Annotated in this window: 11 protein-coding genes; 7 read left to right on the top strand and 4 right to left on the bottom strand. The window is 57.4% G+C overall.

Annotation, left to right across the window (positions count from 1 at the left end; translation table 11 throughout):
* The first annotated feature begins 19 nt into the window (after positions 1–19).
* The 3 genes from BM235_RS19835 to alr all read left to right on the top strand — a co-directional run bounded on the left by BM235_RS19835 (position 20) and on the right by alr (position 3,689).
* Complete coding sequence (locus tag BM235_RS19835; RefSeq protein ID WP_090115961.1) at positions 20–1,267, top strand: PucR family transcriptional regulator; 1,248 nt, start codon at positions 20–22, stop codon at positions 1,265–1,267.
* A 101-nt stretch (positions 1,268–1,368) separates the two neighbouring features.
* Positions 1,369–2,499 carry an alanine dehydrogenase gene (gene ald / locus BM235_RS19830; protein WP_090115960.1) on the top strand — a complete coding sequence of 377 codons (1,131 nt, stop codon included), beginning with the start codon at positions 1,369–1,371 and terminating at the stop codon, positions 2,497–2,499.
* Complete coding sequence (gene alr, locus BM235_RS19825) at positions 2,496–3,689, top strand: alanine racemase (protein WP_090115959.1); 1,194 nt, start codon at positions 2,496–2,498, stop codon at positions 3,687–3,689. The genes ald and alr overlap by 4 nt, the downstream gene beginning before the upstream one ends.
* Here the strand turns inward: alr and BM235_RS19820 are convergent.
* On the bottom strand, positions 3,634–4,602 hold the full coding sequence (locus BM235_RS19820) for a PLP-dependent cysteine synthase family protein (protein WP_090115958.1): 969 nt from the start codon (positions 4,600–4,602) through the stop codon (positions 3,634–3,636). The genes alr and BM235_RS19820 overlap by 56 nt on opposite strands.
* Positions 4,603–4,760: 158 nt before the next feature.
* On the opposite strand from BM235_RS19820, the gene BM235_RS19815 reads away from it, so the two are divergent.
* Both BM235_RS19815 and BM235_RS19810 read left to right on the top strand, forming a co-directional pair.
* On the top strand, positions 4,761–8,681 hold the full coding sequence (locus BM235_RS19815) for a DUF4962 domain-containing protein (RefSeq protein WP_090115957.1): 3,921 nt from the start codon (positions 4,761–4,763) through the stop codon (positions 8,679–8,681).
* 268 nt (positions 8,682–8,949) lie between these two features.
* Positions 8,950–12,900, top strand: coding sequence for a DUF4962 domain-containing protein (locus BM235_RS19810; protein WP_090115956.1), 3,951 nt, complete (start codon positions 8,950–8,952; stop codon positions 12,898–12,900).
* Positions 12,901–13,037: 137 nt separating this feature from the next.
* On the opposite strand, the gene BM235_RS19805 is transcribed toward BM235_RS19810, so the two are convergent.
* The 3 genes from BM235_RS19805 to BM235_RS19795 all read right to left on the bottom strand — a co-directional run bounded on the left by BM235_RS19805 (position 13,038) and on the right by BM235_RS19795 (position 19,375).
* Positions 13,038–15,407 (bottom strand): carbohydrate-binding protein, encoded by a 2,370-nt coding sequence (locus BM235_RS19805; protein ID WP_158543820.1) that lies wholly within the window; start codon positions 15,405–15,407, stop codon positions 13,038–13,040.
* 355 nt (positions 15,408–15,762) lie between these two features.
* On the bottom strand, positions 15,763–17,481 hold the full coding sequence (gene cysI, locus BM235_RS19800) for an assimilatory sulfite reductase (NADPH) hemoprotein subunit (protein WP_090115954.1): 1,719 nt from the start codon (positions 17,479–17,481) through the stop codon (positions 15,763–15,765).
* A 28-nt stretch (positions 17,482–17,509) separates the two neighbouring features.
* Positions 17,510–19,375, bottom strand: a complete 1,866-nt coding sequence (locus BM235_RS19795) for an assimilatory sulfite reductase (NADPH) flavoprotein subunit (RefSeq protein ID WP_090115953.1) — start codon at positions 19,373–19,375, stop codon at positions 17,510–17,512.
* 303 nt (positions 19,376–19,678) lie between these two features.
* Here BM235_RS19795 and BM235_RS19790 point away from each other — a divergent pair, with 303 nt between their 5' ends.
* Positions 19,679–19,993 carry an ArsR/SmtB family transcription factor gene (locus BM235_RS19790; RefSeq protein WP_090115952.1) on the top strand — a complete coding sequence of 105 codons (315 nt, stop codon included), beginning with the start codon at positions 19,679–19,681 and terminating at the stop codon, positions 19,991–19,993.
* A gap of 13 nt (positions 19,994–20,006) precedes the next feature.
* The gene (locus tag BM235_RS19785) at positions 20,007–21,299 is read left to right on the top strand and encodes an arsenic transporter (protein WP_090115951.1); all 1,293 of its coding nucleotides are present in this window, start codon (positions 20,007–20,009) and stop codon (positions 21,297–21,299) included.
* Positions 21,300–21,318: the final 19 nt, after the last annotated feature.

The following is a 21,318-nucleotide window of genomic DNA, read 5'->3' as shown; positions in this document are numbered from 1 at the left end:
CGTCGGGGAGTTATCGGACATGGAAAAGGAAATGGACAAAAAAGAAAACAAAAATCCGTTCGACCGAAGCTTCGACAGCCTGGAAGCGCTGGCAGACGCGATCAGCGAGCATCTTCAATGCTCGGTCACGATCGAGGACGCAGGCCATCGATTGATCGCCTACAGCTCCCATCACGGAGAGACGGATCCGGCGCGCATCTCGACCATCATCGGCAAAAGAGTTCCCGAGAAGGTCGTTCAGGCGCTGTGGCGGGAGGGCGCGATTCCGAAATTGATGAAAAGCGAAGCGCCGCTCCTGATCTCCTCGATCGGCGAGATCGGACTCGGCGACAGGGTCGCCGTCGCGATCCGGAAGGAAAGCCAGGTGCTGGGCTATATATGGCTGGTCGCGGGCGAAAACGACCTGCAGCCGGATTATATTTGCGAAGAACTCGCCAAGGCGGCCAAAGCCGCCAAAACCAAGCTGCTTCAGCTTCATATGACGCACCGGAAAGCGGAAATCGGCCAGCAGGAATTTTTTCGGCAGTTGTTGTCCGGGGATTTGAAGACGGATTCGGAGGTCAAACGGCTGGCGGATGAGCAAGGGATCGCACTCCCCCCCTTATTCTGCGTAGGGATTCTCCCCTTTTCCGACGAGATCGCAGACAAACAGCAGCAGCAAATTCAATATTTGATCACGACGACGCTTCAAAAGCGTATCGCGCTTCATGCGATCGACCGCGATCGGCTTCTCGTGCTCGAAGCCGTCCCTGCCCGGTTGCCGCCGATGCAAACGCCGTCCGCCCTGATGCTGTTGGCCGATCAATTGAGTCAGCGCTTCGATTGCGCCACGCTGCCGGGCGGCTGCGGCGCCGTCTATGACGATTATGCGCGCATGACCGCCAGCTGCGAGGAAGCCCAGACCGTGATCCGGCTACGCCGATCCTTTCCCGATGCGCTGAAGGCCGTCCAGCGATACGCCGAGCTTGGCTATTACCGCTTGCTGCCCGACGTTCAGCGGCACCGGCAGGACCATTATTATGAAAACGAATGCTTGAATCGCCTGGAAGCATACGATCTCGACCATAATGGCGACCTCCTGCGTACGCTGGAGATCTATCTGGACCATGACAGCAATTTAAAAGAATCGGCGGAAGCGCTCCACGTTCACGAGAACACGCTCAGCTACCGATTGAAGCGGATCGCGCAGATCGGGGGCATCGATCTCGGCCGGATGGATCAAAAGGTCACCTGTTACCTGGAGTACAAGTCCAGGCGGCTTCGTTAAAAACCACAATGCCCGGCTCCCCGATTCTCTTTTTCCGACAAACCGTCCCAAGCCGCGCTCCCTTATACTGTTCATAAACGAGCGATAAGGGAGCAATCGACATGATCATCGGCGTACCGAAAGAAATCAAAAACAACGAAAACCGCATCGCACTCACGCCTGGAGGCGTCTCTTCGTTCAAGCTGGCCGGCCACGAGGTCGTCGTCGAGCGAGAAGCCGGCGCAGGCAGCGGTTATAGCGACGACGATTTTGCGGCTGCCGGCGCGCGCATCGCGGCTCAAGCAGCCGAGGTCTGGCAGGTCTCGGATATGATCTTGAAGGTAAAAGAGCCGATTCGCGAAGAATACGGCTATTTCCGCAAGGACCTTATCTTGTTCACGTACCTCCATCTTGCGGCGAACCCCGAATTGGTCCAAGCGCTCGCGCAAGCCGAGGTGACGGCGGTCGCTTACGAGACGGTATCGCATCAGCGGACGTTGCCGCTGCTCACTCCTATGAGCGAAATCGCGGGCCGGATGTCCGTGCAGATCGGAGCCCATCTCCTGGAGAAGACGCATGGCGGCAAAGGCATCCTGTTGGGCGGCGTACCCGGCGTCCGGCGCGGCAAGGTGACGATCATCGGCGGCGGCGTCGTCGGGACGAACGCCGCCAAGATCGCGGCGGGGCTTGGCGCGCAAGTGACGATACTGGACAAGGATGCCGAGCGGCTGCGTCAGCTCGACGATCTGTTCGGCGCGAGCGTCACGACGCTGATGTCCAATCCCTCCAATCTAGCGGAGGCGGTCGCCGAAGCGGATCTGTGCATCGGCGCAGTGCTGATTCCGGGGGCGAAGGCGCCGAAGCTGGTGAGCGAGGATATGATCCGATCGATGCAGGCCGGTTCGGTCGTCGTCGACGTCGCCGTCGACCAGGGCGGCGTATTCGCGACGATCGACCGCGTCACCACCCACGATCGCCCCACATTCGAAAAGCACGGCATCATTCATTATGCCGTAGCGAATATGCCCGGCGCGGTCCCGCGTACGTCGACGATGGCGCTGACGAACGTTACCGTCCCTTATGCGCTGCAAATCGCCAATCAAGGCATCGTGAAGGCCGTCGAGCACAATCCCGCGCTGAAGCTCGGCGTGAATACCGCGGGCGGCTATGTCACCTATGAAGCCGTCGCCCGAGACCTGAGCTACGAATACGTTCCCGCAGAATTGGCGATGCGCGGCGGGAATCCCGTATGACGCCAGCCGGCTGCCGGGATACGCGGGCGGAGGTGTCGCTCGATGCCATCGCTCGCAACGTGCGACTATTCAGGGAGAATCTTGGGATAGGCGTTCGGCTCATGGCCGTCGTCAAAGCGGACGGGTACGGGCACGGCGCGGAGGCGACGGCCAGGACGGCCATCGAGACGGGCGCCGATTATTTGGGGGTGGCGTTCGCGGATGAAGCCATCGCGCTCAGGGATGCGGGCATCGAGGCGCCGATTCTGATCCTGGGACATTCGACGGCGCGGGCGATCGAAGCCGCGGTCCGCCAACGGATCGCGATCGCGGTGTCGTCCCGCGACATGTGGGACGATGTCGTCTCCGTCGCGGCCGGGCTTGGCAAGCAGGCTATCGTTCATCTGAAGGTCGATACCGGCATGGCTCGCTTGGGCTTTCAGCCGGAGGAGATGTTGGCGTTTTGTCTAAAGCGCTCTCATCCGCTGGTAACGATCGAGGGCATTTTTACGCATTTTGCCGATGCGGATAACTCAGACCCGTCGTTTACCCGGAGCCAGTTCGAACGGTTCGTCTCCATGACCGCCCAATTGGCGGAACACGGCATTCATATTCCGATCAAGCATTGCTGCAACAGCGCTGCCGCCATGCGTTTTCCGGAGATGCACATGGACATGGCGAGGATCGGCATCGCTATGTACGGTTTGTCTCCGCTGACGGGGGCGCCGCTCCCCTCTTATCCCTTGCTGGAAGCGATGCAGCTGAAGACGAGCATCTCATACATAAAAATAGTGAATGAAAATCGGCCTGTCAGCTACGGTTTAACCTATATCACTTCAAGAGAGAGCCTGATCGCGACGCTCCCTGTCGGTTATGCCGATGGTTTGTCGCGCCGATTATCGAACAACGGCTTCGCGCTCGTTCAGGGCGTACGCGTGCCGATCGTCGGCCGAGTATGCATGGACCAGACGATGATCGACGTGACCTCGCTGCCGGACGTAAAGACCGGAGACGAGGTCACCTTGTTTGGCCGTTCGGGTAGCGAACGGATCTCTATTCATGAGGTCGCTTCCCGCATGGGTACCATTTCCTATGAAGCGGTCTGCCTGATCGGCAAAAGAGTGCCGCGTTTATACGCGTTGAACGATAATGCCGTTACACGTCCGTCTCATACAGATCCGTCGATAAATACTTCAGTCCCGAATCGTTGATCGTTAGCAGAATGCGGCTGCCCCGCTCCCGCTCCTTAAGCAATCTCAGCGCGGCAGCCGCGTTCGCGCCCGAAGAAAAGCCTGCGAATATCCCTTCCTTGGACGCCAAATCCCGCGCGGCTGCAATGGCTTGCTCGTCCGACACCTGAATAAAATCCTCTACAAGCGCGGCTTCGTCAATAAATGAGAGCGCCATGCCGTATCCCCCGCCTTGAATGCGATGGTTGGGATTCGTCACTTCAAGTCCCGCTAGGAACGGCGCCGTTCGTGGCTCTACGACGTAGCAGCGAATGGCCGGCTTGAGCGCTTTGAGCGCGCGGGCGCACCCGCCGAACGTGCCGCCGCTTCCGACGAAATCGACGAAAGCATCGATTTGCCCGTCCGTTTGTTCCCAGGCTTCCTGCGCCGTGCCGTATTGATGCGCGTGCACGCTGCCCTGACGATTGAACTGATCCGCGCGGAACGCCTTGCGTTCGAGCGTAATCCGCTGGGTCACGAGCTCGACCAAACGAAGATCTTCGCCCGATACTTGGCCTTCCTGAGAGCCCGGCGCTTGCTCGACCAGCACCACTTCAGCCCCTAGCGCCTTCATCATGCGCGCGCGTTCGATTGAATTGCCTTTGGACATGACGGCCACGAACGGGTACCCTTTGGCGGCGCATACGATGGCCAGCCCCGTTCCCATGTTGCCGCTCGTCAATTCGACGACGGTCTGTCCCGGCGAGAGCTGGCCGTCCGCTTCCGCTTCTTCGATAATCGCGCGCGCCGCACGATCTTTTTTGCTGAAGCCCGGATTGAGATATTCCAGCTTCGCGTAAATTTCCCCATCCAACCCATCGGTCAGACGGCTCAGCCGTACGATCGGCGTTTGCCCGATCGCTTCGTACACATGATCCAAGATTTTTCCCTTCATATACGCTTTCGCTCCCATTCAAAAAAATGTGCAATATATTGTCCTTTTGGTCCATTATAATACATCAAAACAATCGCTTAAACATAGTTCCTTATAGGAGGTGATGCACGACTTCGTAAGCTAGGCAGGTAAAACCGAATATACAGGAGGCGATTTCATTGATTCATCGATCTTGGAAGCGCAGCGTGTCCGCATTCATCGTTTTCGTACTGGGACTAAATCTATTCTACGGTTTGGATACGCCGCCTTCCGCCAAAGCGCTTGGTCTACCGGCAACGGGACCTGAGCTGGTCGCCAATCCGAGCTTCGAGCAGGCGACCGGCACGCTCCCTACGGGGTGGACGCCTGCTACCGGGGCCAACTTGTCCTACGCCCTGGATACGACCCAGCATTCGAACGGTTCCCAAAGCCTCAAGGTTACGGATATGGATCCATCGCCGACCGTTTCGGCGAACATTTATACGCCGCTAATCCCCTACTCCCCCGGCAGCACTTATCGCGCAAGCGTCAAAGTCAAAGTTACTTCCGGCGAGGCCAGCATGATCGTCCGGTATTACGATGCCGACAATGCGAGCACGACGCAGTATGGTCTGGCCAAATCAGTCGGCCCGGACTGGCAGACGATCGAGCTTACGGCAGTTCCTCCCGATAACACGGTAAGTATGAGGATATTTCTGGCTATCCCGAGCGCGATCGGAGCCGGTACCGCCTACTTCGACGAGGTCTCTCTGAAAACAAGCGAGCTCCTCTCGAACGCGAGCTTCGAGACGGTGTCGGGCACGCGGCCGACGGATTGGACCGCGACCGATAACGGCACGGCAGCCAGCATCGCGACGTCCTCGACGGTGTACGCGCATGGCAAGAAATCGGTGAGATTGACCGACAGCTCCTCGACCAGCGCTTACAACGTGAAGAGTGCTTCCATTCCCGTCGTAGCCGGCAAATCCTATACCGCATCCGTTAAGGCGAATGCGGCGACAGGCGCCGGCACGCTAATCCTTCGTTTTATCGGCGGCTCGGGACAAACGCTGCAATCTTCTTCGAGCACGACGGGAAGCTGGCAAACCTTGTCGTTATCGGCGGTTCCGCCCGCGGGTACGACGAATGTCCAGGTCGAACTGACGACGCCGTCAACCGGAACGGCCGACGTTTATTTCGATCAAGCTTCCTTGACGGCAGCCGACGTATGGCCCGTATTCGCAAACCCGGCGGCAATCCGGGATTTCGAACCTAAACACCGGCAGGTGACGATCCAGAATCCGCCCGACTTCGGCTGGCCGGCCGTTTCAGGTACGGATGTCTATGAGTTGCAGGTCGCCTCGGACAGCGCCTTCGGCAATATCGTTCATCAGAAAAATGATATCCCTATTAACTATTACAGCGTCCCCAATACGTTCACGGATGGCCAATCGTACTTCTGGCGCGTCCGCTTCCACAATGCCTCGGGCTGGTCCGTGTGGAGCGATACCCGCCAATTCCGAATCGATCCGGACGCCGTTCCGTTCGTCGTGCCTGCCGTATCTACGCTGATGAGCAGCGTATCGACGACGCATCCGCGCATCCTTACGAATGCGAGCGACTTGACCGCCTTCCGCGCGAGAAAAACGGGCGCCGGCCAAGGGACTTACAATCTGTTCAAGATGCGGGCGGACACCGAATTAGCGACCCCGACCGCCCTGCCGACGGAGCCGCTTCCGACTGATAACGTATCCCTAATAACGCAGGCCGAGACCAACCGGATGCTTACCGCCGCTTTTATTTATTTGATCACTGACAACGTCAGCTACGCCCAGTATGCGCGCGATCGACTGCTCAATCTCGCGACGTGGAATACGCAATCCGGCCCGACCTCCTATGCGTCCAACGATCAGGTGCATCGGGATATCGCGCGCAAAAGCGCGATGACCTACGATTGGATCTATGGCGCGCTCACCGCGCAGGAAAGACAAACCGCCGTCACGATGATCTACGATCGCGCGGCAACGATCGCCGCAGACGTTCTTACCGATGTTCCCATTACCACGCAGCCGCTGGATTCGCACGATTGGACCGTTTACGCTTATCTGGGCATTATCGCGACCGCGCTTCTGCACGACAACATCACCGTCAATGGGACCGTTGTCTCGCAAGAAGCGCAAAGCTGGTTCAGCAAGGTGATTCCCGCCTATATCAACCTCATGCCGCCCTGGGGCGGAGAGGACGGCGGTTGGGGCAACGGCGTCGGCTATTGGCAATGGTCATCGAGGAGCGACAAGTGGCTGATGGACGTCATATTAAAGGCAACAGGCTTTAATATTTATCAAAAGGCCTTTCCGCGGGCTGAATCCTGGTTCCCGCTATACGTATTCCCGGTCGGACAAAAGAGCGGCGAATTCGGCAACGACATTAATAACATGGACAGGGCCTATTTGAATACGAACATCACGAGAAACGCGGAGAGGTTCCAAAATCAGGTCATGCAGTGGTATGCCAAGGCGGCGCCGTACGAGAAGAACGACGTGCACAGCTACCTGTACGAAGATACGGCATTGGCGGCGCGACCTCCGGTTGAAATGCCTACGGCCAAGTACTTTGACAGCATCGGTCTGGTGGCGATGCACTCCAATCTGTACGACCCTAAGCGCATTTCCGCTTACTTCAGATCCGGTCCGTTCGGCAGCTTTAACCACAGCCATGCCGATCAGAATGCCTTGATCGTCACCGCGTTCGGCGAGGAGCTGACCGTGGACGGCGGGTTTTACGATTCTTACACCAGCCCCTATTACACGCAGTATACGAAGCAGACCTTCGCCAAAAACGCGATTACGTATGACGGCAAAAAAGGCCAAAAAACGGACGATATGACGGCCGCAGGGAAAATAACGGGCTTCGCCACGAACAAAGACTTCGACGCCGTCGTCGGCGACGCGACCGCTGCCTACAACACCAATCCGGCGACTAATATCGGGTTAGACCAAGCGCAGCGAAGCGTCATCTACGTCAAGCCCGGCGCGTTCGTCGTTATCGACAATCTGGATGCGCGCCAGTCCGGCGGGTCTAGCTTCGAATACTGGCTCCACGCCGATACGAGCCTGACGCTCGATAACATGAATAAGGAAGCGACGATCGTTCAGAACCAGGCGGCATTAAAGGTAAAGCTCTACGCGAAATCATTGACGGCGATTCCCGTCACGAATCAGGCCATCGATGCCAGCGGCACCGTGCAAACGCCGGGAACGCACTCGAGCACCGCCGGCAGATTCCTGGGGCGTATCCGGCAGCACGGCGGATTCTCGACAGGCGCCGCCGATTATACGACGATCGTTTCTACCTATGTCCCCTATCAGGCTGGAACGACGCCAGAGACCGTCGTCGCCTCGGAGACGCTCTCCTATCGCAAGTTCCACTTTACGAACGGGACGGATGTGTATGTTCGCTTGGCGCAAAGCGGCTCCGTCACGGTCGCGGCCGACGGCATTCAATTCGACGGCATCGCAGCCGTCGTCAAAGGGACTTCGGTGCTGCTTGTCGGCGGCACACAGCTCGTTAAAAACGGCGTGACGCTCATCTCCAGCTCGCAGCCCGCGACCGTCTCGCTGTCCGGCGACGAGCTGTCCATTACGGGCCCGCAGGATACGCAGGTCGCGCTGAACAAGTCCGGCGTGACGACCGTCCTCGACGAGGCTTACCGTTCGATCCCGCAAGGCGGCGTCATCGCGACGGCCGTTAACGCGCGCGGGGTGCATTGGACGGCATCGGGCAGTACGTTAACCGTGAACGTCGAGCCGGGTCAGCATCACCTGCGTCTCTCCAACGTTGCGGCGCCGGCATCGAAGCCTAACGTCACGCTGCCGGTCGTCATTAACGGCACGTCTTCCAACGTGACGCTTTCCGCTTACGGAGACGGGGATGGCGGCACAGCGGCTTGGGGCGCCCTCGCGAATGCCCCGGGGACCTACACGGTTCTTGAAACGCCGCCCGGTCTCGTCTTCGACGGCGTCGGACCCGCGAAGACTAACGCACAGATCCAATTGGGAGCGGCCGCCAAGATCATCTTGCCCAACCCGACCGGCACATTGAAGCTGCAACTCGTTCCATAATTGTCCCAACAAGCGATTCTTCGCGTAACTTGAATTGATGAAGTCGGGGAGCGATCATGTCGCTCCCCTTCTTTGTGAGATCGTCAAAAAAATATTCCGGTAAAATAAGTCAATTTCAGCGCCGAATGTGAATGTCTCAGGAGGAGGCGCCGTTTTACAATATGCATACATCACGAAATGACAACCCAAACATACGTATACCAATCGGAGGTGATCGACCACAACACTCGCTAGGCAACGGAAACAGAATAAACAGGAGGCGATTTCATTGATTCATCATTCATGGAAGCGCAAAATGTCCGTATTCATCGTTTTCGTCTTAGGCATGAACTTGGTTATTAACCTCTTCCTCTACTCCCCGCCGATCGTCAAAGCGCTCGGACTTCCTGCCACCGGGCCGGAGCTGGTCGCGAACCCCAGCTTTGAGCAAGTGACCGGGACGCTCCCTACGAATTGGTTCCCTTCTACCGCAACCGGCTTATCGTATGAACTGGTCACCAGTCAATTTACGAACGGAACGCAAAGCATCAAAATCACCGATAACTCGACTGCCGCAGCAGCCGACGTGTCTACCCCCTATATGCCTTACTCTCCCGGAACGACCTACCAAGCAAGCGTCAAAGTCAAAGTCGAGGCCGGCCAAGCCGGGATGATTGTCAGGTATTACGATGCCAACAATGCGAGCGCTACGCAGAATGTCGCGCTTAAGTCCGTTTCCCCCGGCTGGCAGACGATCGAATTAACCGGCATCGCTCCGCCGGATACCGTCAATGTAAAGATTCTCCTCTTCATTCCCAGCGCTGCCGGCACCGGTACCGCCTATTTCGACGAGGTATCGCTGAAAACAAGCGAGCTGCTTCCGAATGCAAGCTTCGAGACGGTCTCGGGTACTAGACCGACGGAATGGACCGCGACCGACAACGGTCAAGCGTCCAGCGTCTCTGTGTCCACATCCGTGTATGCGCACGGCAAAAAGTCCGTGCGCCTGACCGACAGCTCCGCTACGAACGCGTACAATGTAAAGAGTCCGTCCATCCCTGTCGTCACCGGCAAATCCTACACCGCTTCCGTTAAAGCCAATGCGGTGACGGGAACCGGAAGTCTAATCCTGCGTTTTGTAGGTTCCTCGGGACAACCTTTGCAAGCGCCTTCATCCGTCACGGGAAGCTGGCAAGCCCTGACCGTATCCGGCGTGCCGCCATCGGGGACGACCCACGTCCAAGTCGAATTAACGACGCTTGCGAGCGGAACGGCCGACGTCTACTTCGATCAAGCGTCCCTGACGGCAGCCGACGTATGGCCGACCGTATCGAACCCTGCCGATATAAGAAACTACCAACCGCAGGATCAACTGGTGACGACGCAGAATCCGCCAGATTTCGGTTGGCCGTCCGTTACGGGCACTGACGTATACGAGCTTCAAGTCGCCGACGACAGCGCGTTCAACAGCATCTCTTATCAAAAAAACGACATCGCGATCAATTATTACAACTTTCCGAATACGTTCGCGGCCGGAAAATCGTACTACTGGCGCGTCCGTTTCCACAATGCGTCGGGCTGGTCGGTGTGGAGCGATACGCGCCAATTCCGCATCGATCCGGATGCCGTTCCGTTCGCGGTGCCCCCGGTAACTACGCTGATGAGCAGCGTGCCCACGACGCATCCGCGCATTCTGACCAGCCAGAGCGACCTGACCGCGTTCCGAGCGAGAAAAACCGGTGCGGGCCTTGCTACGTACCAGAAAATCCTGTCTCTGGCCGACGCCGCGCTGCTCGCGTACCAAAACGATCCGATAACGAATGCACCGCCGCCGGAGCCGACGACGGACGTGCTGAACAAAACGACGGCCGAAACGAACAAAATGCACTACGCCGCTTTCATTTATTTGCTCACGGGCGATGAGAAATACGCCTTCTATGCCCGCGACAGGCTGCTCAATCTCGCGACCTGGAATACGCAGTCGGGACCGACCTACTATTGGGTCAACGACCAGGTGCATCGGGATATTACGCGCAAAAGCGCGATGACGTACGACTGGATATACGACAAGCTGACCGCTGCGGAGAGATTGACCGCGGTCACGATGATTCACGATCGCGCCAAAACGATCGCGGACGACGTATTGGTCAACACGCCGATCTCGACGAAACCGCTCGACTCGCACGGCTGGTCCGTCTTCGCCTACCTGGGGATCATCTCTACCGCGCTGTTGCACGACAATATCACGGCTAACGGTTCCGTCGTATCGCAAGATGCGCAAAATTGGTTCAGTAAAGTGATCCCCGCCTATATCAACTTAATGCCGCCATGGGGCGGCGAAGACGGCGGATGGGGCAACGGCGTAGGTTACTGGCAGTGGTCCGCGATCAGCGACAAATGGCTGATGGATATCGTCTACACGGCGACGGGCTTTAATATTTATCAAAAGGCGTTCCCGCGCAACGAATCCTGGTTCCCGCTCTATGTGTTCCCGGTCGGTCAGAAGAGCGGCGTCTTCGGAGACGATATCAATGCCATGTCGAGAGACGTCGTGAATACGAGCATTACGCGCAATGCGTCCATGTATCAAAACCAGGTGATGCAGTGGTACGCCAAAACGGTTCCGTATGCGACGACCGACGTCCACAGCTACTTGTATGAAGATTCCGCATTGGCATCCCGTCCGCCCGTCGAGATGCCGACCGCCAAATACTTCGATTACATCGGACTGGTCGCGATGCATTCCAGCCTGTACGATCCGAAGCGCATTTCAGCTTATTTCAAATCAAGTTCGTATGGCAGCATCAATCATAGCCATGCCGAGCAGAACGCTTTGATCATCGATGCTTTCGGCGAGGAGCTTACCGTAGACGGCGGTTTTTACGATTCCTTCGAGAGTCCTTACAACAAGCTGTACACGAAGCAAACCTTTGCCAAAAACGCGGTTACCTACGACGGCAAGAAGGGCCAGAAAATATTCGATCTACAAGCAAAAGGAAAAATTACGGGATTCTCAACGAACAAGGACTTCGACGCGGCGGTCGGCGACGCCACTGCGGCCTACAACACCGATCTGGCCGTAAATATCGGACTTAATCAAGCACAGCGCAGCGTTATCTATGTCAAACCGGGCGCATTCGTCGTCGTCGATAACTTGAAGGCACGTCAATCCGGCGGTTCCAGCTTCGAGTATTGGCTGCATGCCGATACGAGTCTGACGCTGGATGGCGCGAACAGCAACGCGACGATCGTGCAGAACCAGGCAGCGATGAAAGTGCAGCTCTACTATCCGGGATTGACGGCGATCCCGGTCACCAATCAAGCGATCGATGCAGCCGGCAATCTACAGACGCCGGGAACGCATGCAAGTACAGGCGGCAAGTTCTTGGGACGTACGCGGCAGCACGGCGGATTCGCGACGCCGGCGACCAATGAGGCGACGATCGTGTCCACCTACATTCCCTATAAGGTCGGTTCGACGCCCGAGTCCGTCGTCGCCACGGACGACGCGGCCTACCGCAAGCTCCATTTTGCGAATGGAACGGATGTCTACGTCCGCAAAGCGCTGAGCGGCTCCGTCACGGTCGCGGCAGACAATATTCAGTTCAACGGCATCGCCGCCGTGGTCAAAGGCGATTCGGTATTGCTCGTCGGCGGAACGGAGCTGATCAAGAACGGCGTCACGCTGATCTCCGGCTCGCAGCCGGCGACCGGCTCGCAGCCGGCGACCGTCTCGCTGTCCGGCGACGAGCTGTCCATTACCGGCACGCAAAATACGCAGGTGACGTTAAACAAAGCGGGCGTAACGACCGTGCTCGACGAAGCCTACCGTCAGATTCCGCAAGGCGGCGTCATCGAAACGGCCTTAGGCGCGCGCGGCGTTCACTGGACCGCGTCGGGCAGCGCGCTGACCGTCAACGTCGAACCGGGTCAGCATCATTTGCGCCTCTCGAACGTCGAAGCGCCGGCCGCGAAGCCGAACGTCACGTTCCAGGTCGTGATCAACGGCACGACGACGAACTTGACCCTCTCCGCTTACGGGGACGGCGATGGCGGCACCGCGGCTTGGGGGTCGTTTTCGATGAACAAAGCGTTATACAACGTGCTGGAAGCGCCGCCCGGCTTGGTCGTCGAAGGCGTCGGGCCCGTGAAAACGGGGGAACAAATTCAAATGCCATGGATTCCGAAGATTATCGTGCCGAATCCGACTGGCAAGTTGAGGCTGCAGCTCGTTCCCTGATGGCGTAACGAGACATGCGTAAATGAAAGTCTCCGTACATGGTAAAAGAGGGGCGACGATGTCGCCCCTCTTTTTAATGTCGATGATGACGAAGACTTCTTACGAAGCCCCGCTCGTCACTTGATCCTTCTTCAAGATCAGGAAGCAAGCAGCTTGAAGTAATCGATATTGCCGATTTCGTCGCCTGCCGCATTTTCGAACGTCAGGTACAGATTTTGAACGCCTGCGGTAGGCGTGATGGCGATCTGCGACGTTTTCCACGTTTGCAGCCCGCCCGTCGACGCGATGCCGAGCGTGCCGATGACGGTGCCGGACGGACCGCCGAGCCGAAGCCGAATCGTCCCTGACTTGTCCGAAGCGACTTTAAACTCCGCTTTGGTCATCCCTGTTAGGTTCACGTTGGCGTAGGCCGTCCAATCGCCGGGTTTCAAAGATCCGACGTACTGCCCGCCGGTCGATATGGAAGCGATCGCGGCTCCCATCTGCTGGCTGTATTTCTCGGCTTCGATCACAGCCGGCGCGGGCGCCGATTCGACCGGCGCGACGGCACCGGCATGGAGGCCGTCCAGCCCTGCGTGAACTTCCTTCATAATGCTTACCATTTCCGTAAAAGGTTGATCCTGCTGATTCACGAGCCCCGTGTTATAGCTCTCGCCATCGGGCCGTCCCGTCACCGGTTGATCGTAATACGAGTACCAGCCCGAGCCGACGAAAAGCGGGTTCGCGGCTTGGCTTTCGACGAACGTCTTGAACGCTCTGCCTCGGTCCGCGATGCTCTCCGTTTTCGTTGGCGCGCTGATGTAGGTCAGCCCTCTGGTCGCGGTGCCGAAGGAGTATTCTTGGTTAATCAAAGGTTTGTCGTATGCCGCGTATCTGGTGATCCAATCTGCGTTCTGCGTGTAGCTGTCCACGGAGAAGGCGTCGACGTAAGCCATGGCTCCTTGATCCCAATCCAGGCTCGTTCGCCAGGTCGGGACGACGGAGCTGCCGAGGAACAGATGATTCGTATCGTATTTTTTGATGAGGTTGCGGATCGACGAATAGTAGGTTTTGGACGCCAGACGGATATATTCGGATACATCGATGGCCGGCACCTTGGCGATGTCGATTAGCGTGTCCTTCAACCCGGCGAACGACGCGGCGCTTGTTCCGAGCAGCCGGTTGACCGTCCCCAGATCGTTGTTGTATCGAGCAGCCATAAAATCGACGAATGCGCTTTTTGCGGGGGAGCTCGCGTTGTAAAGCAAGATTTGCTTCACGATCTCGCTGTCCCAGCCGGCTTCGTTGTCATACGTATAGCCGATCAGCCACGGGCTGCTTTTCGCGGATGTCAGCTGCGCTTTGAGCGCTGTGTCGATGATCGCTTCGCTCTCAGGATCGAAGACGTCGTACGTCCACAATATTCTTCTCAGATTCGCCGGTTCCTGGAGCACTTGAACGTAAGGGAACGTAATGCCTTTTGGTTTCGTCCATTTGGCGAAAGCGTTGAAGCCCCAGTCGATCAACCGCTTCTTGGTGATGTCCTCCCATTTAGCCTCATAGTTGGATCCGTACTTTTTCATCACGTTGGCGACGACGAAGCTGACGTATTGGCCGTTCGTATCGTTGGTGTAGGCTGGCGAATAAGCGGTCTTGTCCGGCAGTTCGTCAAAAATGACCCTCGGACTTCCGTCGGCTTTGTTGACCGGCGTCTTATAGCCGGCCTCCCATAAGCTTGTCGCATCGACGCCTTTCATGATGAAGGGATATCCTTCAGGCGTGATGAACCACCATTTTCCGTTAATTTTTTGAAGGCGAAAAAATCCGGTTGCGGCTTGCTTCCCTTCGCTTTTGATCCCGCCGTACGTATCGTACTTCGAGAGATTCAGCGATGTCGTCGCCAGCTGCGCAGCCTCATTCGCATACTCGAGCTGCAGCTGAACGTCGTAGGCGACTTTGCCCGGCCAAGTCTCGCTCATCCATTGACCGTACTTATCGACCATCAACGCGTCCTTGGACAGCTCCGCCTTGAGATCCGTCGCGGTCAGCGCTTCGGCCGGATTCGGACCGGCTTCGCCCGTCCCTTTGTAAAATTCGACCTCCGTAAGCGGGATATGCTGATAGAGTTGCGTTCGCCGAATCTCCAAAATGACATATCTGGCCGTGGCATTCGCCATCGGCACGGATACCGTGTAGTTTAAATCCGTACCGGACCTCACGTGCCTGGCGGCGATATAATACCCCAGCTTCGCTTCCGGACGGTATTTGACGGTAATGTCCTTAAAGCCCCAATAGATGTTCTGGGAATTCATCACGATTCTAATCTGATCCAACGGGTAATCCTTCATAAGATCGAACACGACCCTAACGGTCGTCAATGCAGTCGCGCTTCCCATCCAACCGGCATAATTGCTTAAGCCGTCGAAAAGCACGCCGTTCGCGGAAGAAACCAAGCCGCTAGTCACGCGATCGGGAGAGCTGCCGGCGTCGGGCTGCGGGCTGTACAAATAATTGCCAGCTTTGATCAACGTACCTTCGGCATGAGCGCTTCCGTTCGAGAGAGCGGGTACTGAAAGGATGAACGCCAACATCGCTGAAATAATAATCTTTAATTTCCTATTATATGAAATTTTCATCATAAACCTCCTTTGTTACCCTTTTATATCGGATGTCAAACCATTATTATTAATTTATATATATTTTTATATTTCCCTCATTATGGTTATTTTGAACACTCTCGTTTGCAAAATGCGTCCGATGACCTGGTAAACGATATACTTTTGCAGGATGGCATCAGATCCATTTTCGCTTCGATAGGCCGAACCGCACAAAAAAAAGGAGCCGCACGGGCTCCTTTCGAGTAAGCGATATGCCATTTTTAATTTAGTCGTGGAAATTGGTGCCGTCGGTCGTCGCCGCGATCACGCCGGCGCGAATGACGAAGTCGCCGAAGTGCTCCCCGCTGTTTCTTTCCTTCGCGTATCGCGGGAGCAGCGTGCCAAGCTCGCGCAGGATTTCTTCCTCGCCGATATTTTCCCGGTACATTTTGCTCAGGCGGCTGCCGTCGAACGCGGCGCCCAGATACATATTGTACTTGCCCGGCGCCTTGCCGATGAATCCGATCTCGGATAGCGCATGCCGCGCGCAGCCGTTCGGGCAGCCCGTCATGCGGATCGTGATCTCTTCGTTGCGCAGCCCGTTCTCGTCGAGGATGCCTTCGATCTTGTCGATCAGCACCGGCAGGTAGCGCTCGGCTTCGGCCATCGCCAGCCCGCAGGTCGGCAGCGCGACGCAAGCCATCGAGCTGCGGCGCAGGCCGGAGTATTGCTGCACGTCGATCAGCCCGTAGCGACCGAGCAGCTCGGTGATCTCCTCTTTCTTCTGAGGCGTGACGTCGGCGATGATGAGGTTCTGGTTGGCGGTCAAGCGGAAATCGCCGGTGTGAACCTTGGCGATCTCGCGCAAGCCCGTCATCAGCTCGAAACCTTCAAAATCCGCGATGCGGCCGCCCTGGACGAACATCGTGAAATGCCACTTGTCGCCAACGCCCTGGACCCATCCGTAACGGTCGCCGTTGTCGTTGAAATGATACGGCTTGGCAGCTTCGAGAGACCAGCCGAGACGGCTCTCCAGCTCGGCTTTGACGTTGTCCAGACCGAGTCGGTCAACGGTATATTTGAAACGCGCGTTTTTACGCTGCGACCGGTTGCCGTAGTCGCGTTGGATCGTGATGATCTTCTCGGCGACGTCGTAGATCTGCTCCGGCTTGCAGTAGCCGATGACCTTCGCCACCTGCGGATAGGTCTCTTTGTCGCCGTGCGACATACCCATGCCGCCGCCGATCGCGACGTTGAAGCCGGCGAGCTTGCCGTCCTCTACGATCGCGATGAAGCCCAGATCCTGGGAGAAGACGTCGATGTCGTTAGACGGCGGCACGGCGATGCCGATCTTGAACTTGCGCGGCAGGTAGAGCGGGCCGTACATCGGCTCGTAAACATCCTGCTCCGGCGTCGAAGCGACCATCTCCTCGTCCAGCCACAGCTCGTGATACGCTCTCGTCCGAGGCAGCAGGTCGTTGCTAAGCCGCTTGGACCATTCGTATACTTCGGCGTGGATGTCCGATTGGTACGGATTCGGGTTGCACATGACGTTCCGGTTGACGTCGCCGCAGGCGGCGATCGTGTCGAGCAGCGACTGGTGGATCGACTGGATCGTCTTTTTCATGTTCCACTTCAGGATGCCGTGCATCTGGAACGTCTGGCGGGTCGTGAGTTTGAGCGTGCCGTTCCCGTACTTTTGGGCCAGCTCGTCCATGACGAGCCATTGTCCCGGCTGGGCGACGCCGCCCGGCATGCGGACGCGCAACATGAACTGATAAGCCGGCTCCAGCTTCTGCTTTTGCCGTTCGTTGCGAAGATCCCGGTCGTCCTGCAGGTAGCTGCCGTGGAACTTCATCAGCCGGTTATCGTCGTCGGAGATGCCTGCGCTGAGCGGCTCCAGCATCGAAGCGGCCAGCGTACCGCGCAAAAAGTTGCTCTCGCGTTTAATGCGCTCGACGTCGCTGGGATTGCCTCCCGGCGCGCTTAGTTTCGTGTTTGCCATGCTGAACGGTACTCCTCTCTATCTGCGATCAATATACGTCCCGTTGGTAACGGTGGCTCTTCTTCATCTCGGAAAGGTAAGCTTCCGCTTCCTCGAGGCTCTTGCCGCCTTCCGCGGATATGATCTCCGCCAGCGTCTGGTGGACGTCCTTCGCCATGTTTTTCATGTCGCCGCACACGTAGAAGACCGCGCCCTTGTCCAGCCACTCGTACAGCTCTTTGGCATGCTGACGCATGCGGTGCTGCACGTACACTTTCTCGTCCGTGTCGCGCGAGAACGCGACGTCCATGCGCGTCAGCACGCCGTCCTTGATCCAACGCTGCCATTCGGTCTGGTACAGGAAGTCGGTCGCGAAGTGCTGGTCGCCGAAGAACAGCCACGACGGCCCGGCGGCGCCGGTCTCTTCGCGCTCCTGCATGAACGAGCGGAACGGCGCGATGCCCGTGCCGGGCCCGACCATGATGATCGGCGTGCTCGGATCTTCGGGCAGCTTGAAGTGATTGTTAGGCTGCACGTAGACCGAGATCTTGTCGCCGACTTCCAGGCGCTCGGCGGTCTGCGTGGAACAGACGCCCTTGCGAGCCCGCCCGAACGCGTCGTAGCGTACCGCGCCGATCGTCAGGTGTACTTCGTCGGGATTCGCCGTTTGCGAGCTCGCGATCGAGTACAGCCGCACCGGAATTTTACGAAGATGCGAGACCGCGTCCTGCGCGCTGCCTTGCAGCGGGCCGTAGTCGCGGACGAAGTCCAGCAGGTCCCGGCCTTTTACGTAAGCCTTGAGCGCAGCCTCGTTCCCCGCTGCGGTCAGCTGGGCCAGATCGGGATTCGTCGCCAGCGGCGCCAGCTTCTCGAGCAGCGCCTTCGTCAGGACCGTGATCTCCAGATATTCGATCAGGGCTTCGCGCAGCGGGCGCTTGTCGCCTTGTTTGCCTACGGCCACTTCAGCCTGCGGATCCCACTTCGTCTCCGCGAGCAGCAGATCGACGAGCTCCGGATCGTTGTGCGGGTAGATCCCCAGCGCGTCTCCGGCCTTGTACGTTAGGCCGGATCCCTCGAGCGAGAGCTCGAGATGGCGCGTCTCTTTGTTCGAGCCGCGACCGTTAAGATTGATGTTCGCGAGCACTTCGGCCTCGAACGGATTGGTGCGGGAATAAGCGGACTCCGCTGCCGGCGCGCTTGGAGCGCCCGGGGATTCGAGCGCCGGCGCGCTTGGAGCGCCCAGGGATTCGAGCGCCGGCGCGGCAGCCGTGCCGGCGCCTCCCTGCTCTTCCGTGAGTCGCTTCAACACGCCTTCGAGCCAAGCCTTCGTCGGCTCTTCGAAGTCGACGTCGCAGTCGACGCGATCGTGGATGCGCGTGGCGCCGAGCGCTTCGAGCCGCGCGTCGAATTCCTTGCCCGTCTGGCAATATTGCTCGTACGAGCTGTCGCCGAGCGACAGCACCGAGAACTTCATGCCTTCGAGGCGAGGCGCGCGCTTGCTATGCATGAATTCGTGAAACGAAATCGCATTGTCCGGCGGCTCGCCTTCCCCGTGCGTACTGACCACGACGAGCAGCTGCTCCACCTTTTTAAGCTGATTCGTCTTAAAATCGCTCATCGAGGACAAGGTGACCTTAAATCCTTTTTCCTCGAGCATTTTAGCCGCTTTTTTGGAGATGCCATGACCGTTGCCGCTTTGCGAGCCGTACAAAATCGTAATTTCCTTGCTCGCGGGAGCCGCGGCCGGCGTGACGGCCGGAGCGGTCGCGGCAGACGCCGTCCCTTGCGCCGAAGCGGATGCGACAAGATAGCCGCTGAGCCAATTTTTTTGCGAATCGGTCAGCCCGGGCAGCAGCTTATTCAGAAGATCGGCCTGCTCCTGGCTGAACGGACTGTTGGTTGCCTGCAATTGCAACGTTCTCCACCTCACGATAGTTCGAATAACGCTTACGGATTCGGACTCGCCGAAGCCGCGCCGCGCGATTCATGATCCTTTTGAAAACTATACCACATGTGCCGCGCCAAGAGGATAGATCCGAATATAAGGATTTTTGATAGACGTTATAAAATTCGAACGGACGTCGTCGGATATCGCTTGTCCGTGGCTGATATCCAGCGAACTCGATTTCAATATAATCATTTACTTATATAATTGACCGAATATATAATGACTACGAATGCGCGGCGCATGAACGATCGTCGGAAAGGAGGAATCGCCATGCCGTCTATCGAGGAAATATCAGATACGTTAAAGCTGCTCTCGGATAAAAGCCGGCTTACCATTCTCGCTTTGCTCAAGCATAAAGAGATGTGCGTCTGCGATATCGTCGGGATTCTCGCCACCACGCAGCCTAACGTAAGCCAGCATTTGAGAAAATTGAAAAGCGGCGGCCTGGTCCGCGAGACGCGCAAAAGCCAATGGATTTATTATGCGCTTGACGTGGAAGACAAGCCTTATTTAAAGCCGGTAATCGAGCAATTGCCTTCCATGCAAAGGCAAATCGACGCCGCGACACCGCAAGTTTGTACATAATCGAGGAGGATTTATGCTGGCGCTCGCTTCTATCGTTTTTTTAATTACGCTCGTGTTCGTGATTTGGCAGCCGAGGGGGCTCGGCATCGGCTGGTCCGCCTGCGGCGGCGCGCTGATCGCCCTAGCTTGCGGCGTCGTCGACTTCGCCGACGTTGGCGACGTGACTCGAATCGTTTGGAACGCGACGCTGACTTTCGTCGCGATCATCCTCATCTCGCTCGTGCTGGACGAGATCGGGTTTTTCGAATGGGCCGCGCTCCATGTGGCCCGGGCGGCCAGAGGCAACGGCAACCTCATGTTCGTGTACGTCGTTTTGCTGGGCGCCGCGGTCTCCTTCTTTTTCGCGAACGACGGAGCCGCGCTCATCCTGACGCCGATCGTCCTTGCCATGGTAAGGGCGCTCAAGTTCGATGAACGCATGATTTTGCCCTTCGTCATGGCTAGCGGCTTTATTTCCGATACGGCTTCTCTGCCGCTTGTCATTAGCAATTTGGTGAACATCGTGTCCTCGGATTTTTTCGGCATCGGGTTCGCGGAATACGCGGGGCGAATGATCGTGCCTGCCCTGATCTCCGTCGGCGCCAGCTTGCTGGTTCTCTATTTGTACTATAGAAGAGGAATTCCGAAAGCGTACGATTGGACCCAGGCGAGACAGCCTGCGGAAGCCATCAAGGACCTGAAAATGTTCAAAGTTTCCTGGGTCGTCCTGGCCGTCCTTCTCATCGTTTACTTGCTCAGCGAGTACATCGCCGTGCCCGTATCGGCCATCGCCGGCGCCGCGGCCGTTCTCTTCCTCCTTATGTCCAGGCAGAGCCGGGCGGTTCATACTGGCAAGCTCGTCAAGGAAGCGCCATGGGCCATCGTCTTTTTCTCCGTCGGCATGTACGTCGTCGTGTACGGCCTACGCAACGTCGGCTTGACCGACGAACTGGGCGACGTATTCACGTGGGTCAGCGAACAAGGCTTGTTCGTGGCCGCGGTCGGCGCCGGCTTTATCTCCGCCCTCCTTTCTTCCGTCATGAATAACTTGCCGACGGTCATGATCAATGCGCTCGCCATTCAAGAAGCGCATTCGAGCGGCATCGTCCGCGAAGCGCTCATCTACGCCAACGTCATCGGCTCGGATCTCGGCCCGAAGATCACGCCGATCGGATCGCTCGCTACGCTGCTCTGGCTTCACGTGCTGTCCGGCAAGGGCGTCAAAATCACCTGGGGCGCCTATTTCAAGACCGGCATCGTGCTTACCGTTCCCGTCTTGTTCATCACGCTTGCGGGGCTTTATCTTTGGCTCAACCTCGTCGGATAGCGATTCGCAATTATATTGT

This window comes from Cohnella sp. OV330, from assembly GCF_900112065.1.
Classification (GTDB): Bacteria; Bacillota; Bacilli; order Paenibacillales; family Paenibacillaceae; genus Cohnella.
Note: the sequence above shows the minus strand (reverse complement) of the source record. Positions and strands in the feature narration are given on the sequence as shown.